This window comes from Aquimarina sp. AD1 (genome assembly GCF_003443695.1).
GTDB classification, from domain to species: Bacteria; Bacteroidota; Bacteroidia; order Flavobacteriales; family Flavobacteriaceae; genus Aquimarina; species Aquimarina latercula.
Map to the genome: position 1 here is coordinate 670,223 of NZ_CP031966.1, position 11,709 is coordinate 681,931.

Sequence of the window (11,709 nt, forward strand, 5' to 3'; positions counted from 1 at the left end):
TTGAAATCTTTTTAAAACTATAGTATCTTTACTTTCTTTAATAAATAATAAAAATATTACTATCCTTTGTTAAGAAGTCTTTCAATAAAAAACTTCGCTTTAATTGAACAACTACAGGTTTCTTTTGATGCCGGTTTAATTACAATTACTGGAGAAACCGGAGCGGGTAAGTCTTTACTTTTAGGTGCCTTAGGGCTTTTGTTAGGGAAAAGAGCCGATCTATCAAGTGTCAAAGATAATTCCGTAAAATGCAGTATCGAAGGTGTTTTCGATATAGAAAAGTATAAACTTAAAACGTTTTTCGAAGAAGAAGATTTAGATTATGAATCAGAAACTATTATAAGAAGAGAGATTCTGCCGTCTGGTAAATCAAGAGCTTTTATTAATGATACACCAGTTACTTTAAATTCTTTAAATAAGTTAGGGGTCCGATTAATTGATATTCATAGTCAGCATCAAACCTTAGAAGTTACTACCAATGATTTTCAGTTTGAAGTACTGGATGCTTTATCAGATTGTGGTAGAGAAATAGAATCTTATAAACGTGGCTTATCTTTATTAAAAATTAAAGAAAAAGAAGAAAAAGCATTAATAGAGAGTCAACAGGAGCTAACAAAAGAACACGATTACAATTCTTTTTTACTGAACGAATTAGAAGAAGCAAAGCTTAAAACGGGAGAACAGGCTGAGTTAGAAGAGCGCTATGAGACGTTAAATAATATCGAAGAGATACAAGAGCGACTGTCTTCTTCTGTTTCATTAGTTTCTTCGGAAGAAGTTGGGGTTTCTGACCTTCTAAATACAATAAAAGCAAGTCTTTCTAAAGTGGCCCAGTATTCTGGGACTTTAAAAGAGTTATCGGATAGGATTCAAAGTGTTTCTATCGAATTAGAAGATATACATGATTCTTTGCAGAATGAACTTGAAGGTTTAGATGCAGATCCTGTGCAATTAGAAGAACTGAGTCAACGATTACAAATTATTCATAACCTTCAAACGAAACACACTGTATCCTCCATTGAAGAATTGATTGTAATAAAAGAAAACTTACAGGAAAAAGTAGCTAAAACAGAATCGCTTTCTGAGACTATAGAAAATATTAGAAAAGATATAACAACTACACAAAAACAGTTAGACGAGCTCGCAGTTAGAATTCATAATAAAAGAATAAAAGCGTTACCAAAACTAATATCTGAATTAGAAGGTATTTTAAGTGCTTTGGGAATGCCCAATGCCACTTTTAAAACAGCTTTAACCTTACAAGAAAAATACTTCTCTAATGGAAAAGAAGTTTTAGAGTTTCTATTTTCTGCCAATAAAGGAGGTGTATATGGAGAGTTAAAGAAAGTTGCTTCTGGAGGAGAATTATCTAGGATTATGATAGCTATTAAAGCAATACTCTCTAGATATACGCAATTACCGACAATAATTTTTGATGAGATAGATACTGGTGTTTCAGGAGAAATTGCACATAAAATGGCGGATTTGATGATGGCTATGAGTAAAAATCTTCAAGTGTTTAGTATTACTCATTTACCTCAAATTGCGGCAAATGGACAGAGTCAATATAAAGTCTACAAGGAAGATGTAAATGATACTACAGTCACTAGACTTAGATTACTAAATGAAGAAGATAGAGTCCGTGAAATTGCAGAAATGATAGGTGGTAAGGACATTTCTGATTCTGCTTTAACACATGCCAAATCATTGTTAAATAATTAAACTAAAGTTTATAGAGTATGGTTTAGGTTTAGGACGTTTTGTTATCTTTACCATTCATAAATCATTTATAATTGAGTATTAAATGTCTTACAATTTATTAAAAGGTAAAAGAGGGATAATTTTTGGCGCACTTGATGAAAATTCAATAGCTTGGAAAACAGCAGAACGTGTTTTTGAAGAAGGAGGAACTTTTGTGCTAACAAATGCTCCAGTTGCGATGCGTATGGGAGCTATCAAGGACCTTGCAGAGAAAACAAATTCTCAAATTATACCTGCAGATGCAACATCGTTAGAAGATTTAGAAAATCTTGTGGAGAAATCAGTGGAGATTTTAGGAGGAAAATTGGATTTTGTTTTACACTCTATCGGGATGTCAGTTAATGTTAGAAAAGGACGTCACTATACGGATCTAAATTATGATTGGAGTGAAAAAGGATGGGATGTATCTGCATTATCGTTTCATAAAACAATGCAAACATTGTACAAGAAAGAAGCAATGAATGAGTGGGGTAGTATCGTAGCTCTTACGTATATGGCTGCTCAGCGAGTTTTTCCTGATTATAATGATATGGCTGATAATAAAGCGTATCTAGAATCGATAGCTCGTAGTTTTGGTTATTTCTTTGGTAGAGATAAAAAGGTTAGAGTGAATACAATTTCACAATCACCAACGCCTACTACAGCAGGAAAAGGAGTAAAAGGATTTGATGGTTTTATTGAATACGCCGATAAAATGTCTCCCCTAGGTAACGCATCAGCGGATGAATGTGCAGATTATACAATTACGTTGTTTTCTGATTTAACAAAGAAGGTAACATTACAAAATCTATATCACGATGGAGGGTTTTCTAACATGGGAGTGAGTCAGATGGTGATGGAAAAATTTGTCGACGAAGAATAGTATTGATTTACGTTTAAATATAACAAAAAGCTTGATTCATTATGGATTAAGCTTTTTTAATTTTAGTATTATCCTTGATAGATCAAAATCCTAATTTCTATATTACATAGGATGTTTTGTTTACTTACCTTTGCCTAATGAATATTTCTTTTTCTTTTGTTATACCTGTATATAATAGGCCTAATGAAATAGACGAGTTGTTAAGTAGCATGATCGAATTAGAATACGATCAAGCTTATGAGGTAGTAATTATAGAAGATGGTTCGTCAGAGACTTCAGAGGAGGTAATTAAGTCTTATGACAGTCAATTGCAAATTAGTTATTACCAAAAAAATAATACGGGGCCTGGTGATTCTCGCAATTTTGGGATGAGAAAAGCTAAAGGAAATTACTTCCTTATTTTGGATAGTGATGTGATTTTACCAAAGAATTATTTACGTAAAGTAAAAGATTTTTTGTCTACAAATTTTGTGCATTGTTTTGGTGGTCCTGATGATGCCCATAAAAACTTCTCGAATTTACAGAAAGCAATAAGTTTTAGTATGACTTCTTATCTGACTACAGGAGGTATAAGAGGTAGGAAAAATACGTTGGGTAAGTTTCAGCCCAGAAGTTTTAATATGGGGATATCCAAAGAAGCTTTTGAAGCTTCAGAAGGTTTTGGTAATATCCATCCTGGAGAAGACCCAGATCTTACAATTAGACTTTGGAAATTGGGGTACGATACGGCATTGATACCAGACGCTAAGGTATTTCATAAAAGAAGAATCTCTTGGAACAAATTTTATATACAGGTCAATAAATTTGGATTAGTACGTCCAATTTTAAATTTATGGCATCCTGAGACTTCTAAAATTACCTATTGGTTTCCTACGTTATTTGTTTTGTATACCATATTTGCTATGATTACAGCTTTGTTAGGATTCTGGTATTTCATTGCATTCTGGATACTATATTTTGTAATTATTTTTATAAATGCCACTATTAATTACCACAGTCTTTCTATAGGAATTCAATCAGTTATGGCTGTTTGGGTTCAATTTTATGGTTATGGAAAAGGTTTCTTGAAATCTTATTATTATATTCATCTGCTCAAAAAAAATCCTGAACAAAAATTTAAGAAGTTGTTTTTTTTAAAGTAATCACCTATGCCTAAGACCAAATTGAATAGATTTTCTTTAAAAAGAAATAATGTCAAAACATTCCTGTTTTTTTTGGCATTTACCTCTATTTTATGGCTTTTTATACAATTTTCTAAAAATTACACACAAGAAGTAGAGGTTGATATCGAATACACAAATATTCCAAATGATAGAATTCTACATGAAGATAGTGACCAAACATTAAAACTTACTTTAAATGGAAATGGTTTTAGGTTAATTAATCATACATGGAGTAAACCTAGATTAGAATTAGATATTACAAGTGCAGTAGAAACGGAAAGTAGTAATGATTATTATTTTTATGTAGATAAGGCAAATCAGTCTTTAAAGAATAAATTAAATTTTAAAGGAAGAATACTTTCTGTGCAAAAAGATACTTTAAAAGTTAAGCTAGATATTAACCTAGAAAAGAAAATTCCTATACGAATATCCAAGAAACTTTTATATGCACCAGGATATGGAAGTGATAAAGGAGTTGTTCTTTCTCCTGATTCAATAACTATTAGTGGTCCAAAAAGAATAATAGATACTATAAGTTATGTTGTAACGGAGAATTTAGAGTTAGAAGGTTTAAATACTGATTATAATACTACATTGTCCATTAAAACAGACAGTTTACCTTCTAGAATTGGTGTTGTTCCAAAGGAAATAGAGGCTAATATTTTGGTAAGTAAGTTTACAGAAGGAAGCCAAGAGATACCTATAACATTAATGAATATACCTGAAGATAAAGAGGTGAAGATCTTTCCTAAAGAAGTAAAAGTAGTTTATAGAGTTGGTTTGGATAAATACAATGAGATTAGTTTAAGAGATTTCAGGGTTATAGCTGATTATAATAAGGTGTCTGCCGATAGTCCATTTTTAATTCTAGAATTGGTAGATATGCCAACATCTATTCATGATGTTCGTTTACAAGATAAACAAGTACAATTTGTTATTTTAAATTAATGTATGAAAGTAGTTGGTCTTACGGGAGGAATAGGAAGTGGGAAATCTACGGTGGCAAAAATGTTTGCCGAGCTTGGGGTTTCGGTTTATATAGCTGATGATGAGGCTAAAAAATTGATGAATGAAGATTTGGGGGTTAAGAATCACATAGTAAAATTATTGGGAGAGAAATCTTATATCGATGGGGAATTAAATAGACCATTTATTGCTGATAAAGTTTTTAATGATAAGGAACTACTAAAACAACTGAACAGTATAGTGCATCCAGCTGTTGCTGATCATTTTATTAAATGGAAAAATGAGCAGAAATCCGAGTATGTTATAAAAGAAGCAGCTATATTATTTGAAAATGGTGGATACAAGCAATGTGATTACACAATTCTGATAACAGCTCCTAAAGAAACCAGAATACAGAGAGTTTTAAAGCGGGATAATACTACAAAATCGCAGGTTCTTACACGACTTAAAAATCAATGGGAGGATTCAAAAAAGATTCCATTGGCAGATTTCGTTATAATTAATACGAAATTAGAAGAAACATGGCTTCAAGTTAAAAAAATCCATAATAAAGTTATCCTTTAATTGTGTTATTTTCCTAATCTTTCATTTTGTTAACATTTGGTTAAACCCTAAAGTAGCTAAATGTTAAAGTCTTACTTTTGACCTATGAATAAAAGGTTATTCGCATTGCTGATCCTATTGATGAGTTTGTCTTTAATTGGGATTATTTTTGTTCAGGGATATTGGATACAGAATACAGTAGAGAATAATAGAGAACAATTTTCTTTTAATGCTAAGCAAATATTGATTTCTGTTTCTAATAAAATTGAGTATCGTGAGTTTGAAGAAATGTATTATCCCTTACAAGAGATATTAGATAGTATCAAACAACCGGATAACAAAACAATTCAACAGCTCTTAAACATAGGTTTTGATAAAGGATCGTTTGCTTTTGGTGATGGCGTTTTAGAAGAAGATTCTAAATTGTTTTCGTCATTTATAGACTTTAATATAGATACGGTAAGGCTTAAAGATATATTGAATAGGAATGCTGAATTGATAGATAATGAGAAAGAAAATTATCAGAAAAGATATAGATCCAAGTCTAAGTTAGATAGGTTGAGTACGCTTACAGATCTACAGAGAAGAGATTATGAAATTGTAATAGATCAGTTAGCAAACTTTATCCCTATTCATCGAAGAGTGAAAAAAGAAGAAGTAAGAAGATTACTTAAAAAGGAATTAGCAGAACGAGATATGAAAGTAGATTTCGAATATGCAATTTATAGTAATGCATTAGCTACGAGAGTACGTTCTGATGATTTTAGTGCGAATGAAAGTGATGGGAACACTTTTGCAGTGCCTTTGTTTGTAAATAATGAAGATGGTTCTAGCTTGTATCAGTTATATGTGAACTTTACAGGTAAGAATAGATATATATTATCGACTATAAAAGGGATGGCGATTTTGTCAATTATTTTTACGTTGGTTATTGTGGTAGCGTATTCGAGTGCTTTATCTCAATTATTACAACAAAGACAGATATCGCAGATAAAGACAGATTTTATAAATAATATGACTCATGAGCTTAAAACGCCCATAGCAACTATTAATCTGGCGTTAGATGCAATTAAAAACCCCAAAATTGCAAATGATGAAGATAAACGTAAGCGATATATGACGATGATTCGCGAAGAGAATAAGAGAATGTTAACACAGGTTGAGAATGTCTTACGAATATCGCAGTTAGAAAAAAATGAATTAAATATAAAGAAAGAACCACTCGAATTACACGATATTATTGAAGATGGAATAACACATGTGTCTTTAATTGTCGAGAATAGAGAAGGGTATATAAAAACACATTTAGGAGCATTGAAATCTTCTATTTTAGCCAATGATAGTCATATGACTAATGTAGTAGTAAATGTTTTAGATAATGCAATTAAGTATTCCGAAGGAGCACCTAAAATTGATATCTATACAGAAAATGTGAAGAATAGTATAGTGCTTAAGATACGTGATCAAGGAGTTGGAATGAGTAAAGTGGCTCAGAAAAAAATCTTTGAGAAGTTCTTTCGAGAGCATACTGGTGATCTGCATAATGTAAAGGGTCACGGACTTGGATTAACCTATGTAAAACGAATTATAGATGACCATCACGGTCAAATATGGGTGGAGAGCGAACGGGGAAAAGGCTCCACATTTATAACTAAATTACCGTTAATATCTTAAAATATGGAAACAGAAAACAAAAAGATTTTGCTTGTAGAAGATGATCCTAATTTTGGAACAGTACTAAAGGATTACCTTGTTATGAATGATTATGATGTCGTACATGCTAAAAATGGTATGGAAGGCTTCGAAAAATTCAAAAAGGATGATTATGATATGTGTATCCTGGATGTAATGATGCCTTATAAGGACGGTTTTACACTAGCAAAAGAGATAAGAGATAAAAATGAAGAAGTTCCTATCATTTTCTTAACAGCAAAAGCTATGAAAGAAGATGTTTTAAAAGGATATAAAGTTGGAGCAGATGATTATTTAAATAAGCCATTTGATAGCGAAGTCTTGTTAATGAAGATACAGGCAATCATGCAGCGCAAAAGCACTGAGTCGGTTGCTGATAGTAAGCAATTTGAATTTAAAATTGGTGGATTTCATCTAAACTCAAAATTAAGATTTTTGACTTTTAGAGAAGAAGATCCTATAAAACTATCTCCTAAAGAGAATGAATTATTACGTTTGCTAGCATTACATCTTAATGATTTGATGCCTAGAGAACTAGCCCTTACAAAGATATGGAGAGATGATAATTACTTTACGTCTCGAAGTATGGATGTGTATATCGCTAAACTTAGAAAATATTTAAAGAAGGATGAAAATGTGGAAATTTTGAATATCCATGGAGAAGGATTCAGACTTGTTGTACGTAGTGATGAGTCGTAGATAACGGTAATAATATATTAAAAGTCGCTACAAGCCAAGCTCAGTAGCGACTTTTTTGATATATGATAATATGTTATCAAGATTATATAGATAATCAAACCATACTATTTTCTCATCTTTTTTAAACCAGGTAAGTTGCCTCTTAGCAAAACGTCTGGTATTTTTTTTGATTTCAGAAATAGCAAAATCTAAATCAGATTTACCATTCATATATTCAAATATTTCTTTATAGCCCACTGTATTTAGTGCATTTAAGGATTTATCGGGATACAAACTTTTTACTTCTTCTAGTAGACCTTCATTAATCATTATATCAACTCTTTCATTTATTCTGTTGTATATGATTTGCCTTTCTGCAGTAATACCAATTTTAATAATATTAAAAGATCGTTTTTTTGGTGTTTTGGTGATGAAAGAAGAATAAGGTTTTCCACTACTAATACAAATTTCTAACGCTCTCATTACACGATGTGTATTATGGATATCAACCTTTTCATAATAGAAAGGATCTAGCTGCTTTAGTTTTTGTTGTAAACTTTCGATTCCTTCTTTATGATATTGTTCCTTTAAAGCTTCTCTAATAGCTCCCGATACTTTAGGAAAACTATCTAGCCCCTTAGTAACTGCATCTACATACAATCCAGAACCTCCTACTAAAATGGCATATTTATTTTCTTTGAAGAGTTCCGTTAATTTTTCTAAAGCTTCTTTCTCAAAATCTCCAACAGAGTAATTTTCGTGTATACTTTTATGTTGTATAAAATGATGCTTTGCTTGTTGCAGTTCTTCGGAACTAGGAACTGCTGTACCAATACACATTTCTTTATAAAACTGTCTACTATCTGCAGAAACAATTTCGCAATCAAGATTTTGAGCTAGTTTAATGCTTAAGCTAGTTTTTCCTATGGCAGTAGGACCTACAACTACAATCAGGGTATTAGTCATTGAATAAAGTATGTCCGCAGTTATGACAGAATTTAGCTCCATCTTGATGTTTGCTAGTGTTACAATTTGAACAAACTTGAGAGTTTATATTAACAATAGCTGCTTTTTGACTTGCAGAATATTCTGCACTAACAATACCGGTAGGCACCGCAATAATTCCGTATCCCATAATCATAATAAGCGCAGCAAGAAGTTGACCAACGGGTGTAACAGGAGCTATATCTCCATAGCCAACCGTTGTTAGTGTTACAATACACCAGTAAACACTAATCGGTATGCTTTTAAAACCACTTTCTTCTCCTTCTATGATGTACATCAAAGTTCCTGTAATGATACAGACAACAACAACAGCAAATAAAAACACCAAGATTTTCGCTCTACTATCTTTAATGGCTTTTGCCAATTTATTTGATTCTCCAATGTATCTAGAGACTTTGAGAATTCTGAATATACGAAGTAATCTTAATGCTCTTACGGTAAGTAGTGCGCTAGATCCAACTATGAAAAATGATAAATATAGAGGTATGGTTGATAAAAAATCAATGATTCCATAAAAGCTAAATATATATTTGGAAGGTTTTTTTATAGAAATTATTCTCGCGATATATTCGAATGTAAAAAAAATCGTAATGATCCATTCTGCATAATATAAAAATTCATAAGTCTTTTCAGGTAAGCCTTTAACGCTTTCCATCATGACAAAAATGATGCTTAATAGTATTAGGATTAATAGTATTACATCAAATATTTTACCCAGTGGAGTATCAGCCTCATAGATGACTTCGTGTAACTTTTCTTTCCAGTTTCTGGTTTGTATTTTCTGATTCAAAATTGATAATTTTAACTAAAGTACTAAAAAAATAACTAGTTTTTTATTGTTGTTGTCGTGTGATTTTTGAATGTTATTAGGCTTTAGGAAAGAAATGTTACTCCTCAGAATTTATTTTATTTTTATTTAATAATACAACTTTTAATCTTTTGTGCTGTCTTACATAGCTCTGTATAATGTGTTGAGCATCTCGATTATGGTTCATAGGAGTGATTATAGATCTTAATATATCGATATTATTAATCTGATGGTTTAGATTAAAATACCCGATTCCTATAAATTTACCCTCTTCAATTAAAATTACGCTTTGCTCATCAATCTCTCGACCACGATCAATAATCATCATACTTTTCTCTTCAAAAGAATTGAGAGCTATAAGTTCTTGAACTCTAATATTATAATCATCAGCTGGTTCTTCTAATAAACAAGCACCATTACATTTCTCTATACTATAGTTAAAACAATTCCCTTTACTGCTGTCCAGATCCATTAATTTAAGACACAACTTAAATTCTTCGGTCCAACGATGCATAAATGATTTGGCTTGTTGTCTGTTTGTAAAAGTGGTAATGCTTTTTTTATTCCGATCTACTTTTTTTACCACGAGATTTTTATATCCTTTTTCATCTGTAAATTGATATAGTGCCTGATCAAATTTATTTCTTTTTAAAGCTCGATTGTATTTTGGGCGGTTAAGTTTTATTTCTTCATTTTCTTTTAAAAGAGCAAGTAATTCACTTCCTGTAATTTCATACGTTACATTACTTACTTCATCCTGAATGTTTTTGGATTTTCTGTTGTCGTTAGTAAAATGTTGTGTAACTCGTTTTTTGATATTTTTACTTTTTCCTATATAAATAATAGTACCATCCTCTCGATGCATGTAGTAAACTCCGGTTGAAGCTGGGACAATTTCTATAAGCTTAAGTAGTTTATCATCTACCTTTCTTTTGGTTTCTAACTTTACTGTTTCTTTAAGAATGTTTTTTTCTAGATCTTTTGATAATAGTAATTTAAAAAGCTTTACGGTAGCTTGTGCATCTCCAGTAGCTCTATGCCTATCAGAAATGGCAATACCTAAGCTACGAACTAGTTTACCTAGGCTATAAGATTTTTGATCCGGAATAAGTTTTTGGGATAATTCTACTGTACACAAGGATTGACGTTCAAAATCAAAACCAAGTCTATTGAATTCTGTTTTTAGAATACGATAATCAAAAGATGCATTATGAGCTACGATAATACAGTCAGTTGTTATTTCTACTATTCGTTTAGCTACTTCATAAAATTTAGGAGCATTTCTAAGCATTTTGTTATTAATCCCTGTAAGATTTACAACAAATGGTTGAATAGGTCTTTCGGGATTGATTAGACTAATGAATTGATCAACAACTTTATAACCATCAAATTTGTAGATTGCAATTTCCGTAATTCCTTCTTCATTATACTTTCCTCCGGTAGTTTCAATATCTAAAATCGCATACATCATAGGTTTCTGTGGGGTAGTTTTTATAAATTCATTTATTTTTGATCTAAAGTACTATTTTTTAATGACTATAATTTCTAGCTCCAAAAATAGAACTTCCGATGCGAACCATAGTACTACCACAGTCGATGGCAAGTCTATAATCTCCGCTCATACCAATCGATAATGTTTTAAAAGTAGGATTGTCGGTCGTAAGGTCATTAAAGAGAGATTGAATTTTTTTGAATTCGTTTATGATTTGTTCTTTGTTATCGGTAAAAGTTGCCATTCCCATTAATCCTTTTATGTTAACATTGGTTAATGGTTTAATATCATCTGATTTTAATAGTGTTATTACATCTGCTTCGCTAAGTCCAAATTTACTTTCTTCTTTCGCTATTTTGACCTGTAAAAAACAATTAATATTCCTATTGTTTTTAAGAGCTTGCTTATTAATTTCTTTTAGAAGTTTTAGGCTGTCTACAGCATGGATAGTATCAACATAAGGTGCCATGTATTTCACTTTGTTGGTTTGTACATGACCGATCATATGCCAAGAAATATCTTTTGGTAACTCTTCCCATTTCTGAGTCATTTCCTGAATCTTATTTTCTCCAAAAACTCTTTGGCCGGCTTCATAAGCCTCCATTAAGTCAGATATTGGTTTGGTTTTAGATACAGCAACAAGAGTAACTCCTTCTGGAAGTGTTTTTTGGATGTGTTTTAGGTTCTCCTCAATAGAATTCATAAGGTACAAAGATACCTAAAATTACAAAATTAAATA

At 31.5% G+C, this 11,709-nt stretch carries 11 protein-coding genes; 7 read left to right on the top strand and 4 right to left on the bottom strand.

Translation table 11 applies throughout. The features are described 5' to 3' along the window. Positions 1-66 precede the first annotated feature (66 nt). From recN to D1815_RS03185, 7 genes are all read left to right on the top strand, one after another. Positions 67-1,722 (top strand): DNA repair protein RecN, encoded by a 1,656-nt coding sequence (gene recN / locus D1815_RS03155; protein WP_118385881.1) that lies wholly within the window; start codon positions 67-69, stop codon positions 1,720-1,722. Between the two features lie 82 nt (positions 1,723-1,804). Beyond that, positions 1,805-2,623, top strand: coding sequence for an enoyl-ACP reductase (locus D1815_RS03160; RefSeq protein ID WP_027393595.1), 819 nt, complete (start codon positions 1,805-1,807; stop codon positions 2,621-2,623). A 137-nt stretch (positions 2,624-2,760) separates the two neighbouring features. Beyond that, entirely contained in the window at positions 2,761-3,765 is a 1,005-nt protein-coding gene (locus D1815_RS03165; RefSeq protein WP_118385882.1) for a glycosyltransferase family 2 protein, read from the top strand. Positions 3,766-3,771: 6 nt separating this feature from the next. Then, on the top strand, positions 3,772-4,734 hold the full coding sequence (locus D1815_RS03170) for a CdaR family protein (RefSeq protein ID WP_027393597.1): 963 nt from the start codon (positions 3,772-3,774) through the stop codon (positions 4,732-4,734). 3 nt (positions 4,735-4,737) lie between these two features. Beyond that, entirely contained in the window at positions 4,738-5,316 is a 579-nt protein-coding gene (gene coaE / locus D1815_RS03175) for a dephospho-CoA kinase (RefSeq protein ID WP_118385883.1), read from the top strand. An 84-nt stretch (positions 5,317-5,400) separates the two neighbouring features. After that, positions 5,401-6,969, top strand: a complete 1,569-nt coding sequence (locus D1815_RS03180; RefSeq protein WP_027393599.1) for a sensor histidine kinase KdpD — start codon at positions 5,401-5,403, stop codon at positions 6,967-6,969. A gap of 3 nt (positions 6,970-6,972) precedes the next feature. Next, complete coding sequence (locus D1815_RS03185; RefSeq protein WP_027393600.1) at positions 6,973-7,686, top strand: response regulator transcription factor; 714 nt, start codon at positions 6,973-6,975, stop codon at positions 7,684-7,686. A gap of 27 nt (positions 7,687-7,713) precedes the next feature. On the opposite strand, the gene miaA is transcribed toward D1815_RS03185, so the two are convergent. The 4 genes from miaA to D1815_RS03205 all read right to left on the bottom strand — a co-directional run bounded on the left by miaA (position 7,714) and on the right by D1815_RS03205 (position 11,673). After that, positions 7,714-8,631, bottom strand: a complete 918-nt coding sequence (gene miaA / locus D1815_RS03190) for a tRNA (adenosine(37)-N6)-dimethylallyltransferase MiaA (protein WP_027393601.1) — start codon at positions 8,629-8,631, stop codon at positions 7,714-7,716. Then, positions 8,624-9,460: an ion transporter gene (locus D1815_RS03195; protein ID WP_118385884.1), complete on the bottom strand. Its 837-nt coding sequence runs from the start codon at positions 9,458-9,460 to the stop codon at positions 8,624-8,626. The genes miaA and D1815_RS03195 overlap by 8 nt, the downstream gene beginning before the upstream one ends. A 97-nt stretch (positions 9,461-9,557) precedes the next feature. After that, positions 9,558-10,946 carry an exonuclease domain-containing protein gene (locus D1815_RS03200; protein WP_118389849.1) on the bottom strand — a complete coding sequence of 463 codons (1,389 nt, stop codon included), beginning with the start codon at positions 10,944-10,946 and terminating at the stop codon, positions 9,558-9,560. Positions 10,947-11,007: 61 nt separating this feature from the next. Then, complete coding sequence (locus D1815_RS03205) at positions 11,008-11,673, bottom strand: YggS family pyridoxal phosphate-dependent enzyme (protein WP_118385885.1); 666 nt, start codon at positions 11,671-11,673, stop codon at positions 11,008-11,010. Between the last annotated feature and the right edge of the window lie 36 nt (positions 11,674-11,709).

What these genes read in the sequence shown, in the direction of transcription:
- miaA (WP_027393601.1), bottom strand. Translation starts at nt 8,631, where the DNA reads ATGACTAATACCCTGATTGTAGTTGTAGGTCCTACTGCCATAGGAAAA.
- D1815_RS03205 (WP_118385885.1), bottom strand. Translation starts at nt 11,673, where the DNA reads ATGAATTCTATTGAGGAGAACCTAAAACACATCCAAAAAACACTTCCA.
- D1815_RS03180 (WP_027393599.1), top strand. Translation starts at nt 5,401, where the DNA reads ATGAATAAAAGGTTATTCGCATTGCTGATCCTATTGATGAGTTTGTCT.
- D1815_RS03170 (WP_027393597.1), top strand. Translation starts at nt 3,772, where the DNA reads ATGCCTAAGACCAAATTGAATAGATTTTCTTTAAAAAGAAATAATGTC.
- D1815_RS03185 (WP_027393600.1), top strand. Translation starts at nt 6,973, where the DNA reads ATGGAAACAGAAAACAAAAAGATTTTGCTTGTAGAAGATGATCCTAAT.
- D1815_RS03200 (WP_118389849.1), bottom strand. Translation starts at nt 10,946, where the DNA reads ATGTATGCGATTTTAGATATTGAAACTACCGGAGGAAAGTATAATGAA.
- coaE (WP_118385883.1), top strand. Translation starts at nt 4,738, where the DNA reads ATGAAAGTAGTTGGTCTTACGGGAGGAATAGGAAGTGGGAAATCTACG.
- D1815_RS03160 (WP_027393595.1), top strand. Translation starts at nt 1,805, where the DNA reads ATGTCTTACAATTTATTAAAAGGTAAAAGAGGGATAATTTTTGGCGCA.
- D1815_RS03165 (WP_118385882.1), top strand. Translation starts at nt 2,761, where the DNA reads ATGAATATTTCTTTTTCTTTTGTTATACCTGTATATAATAGGCCTAAT.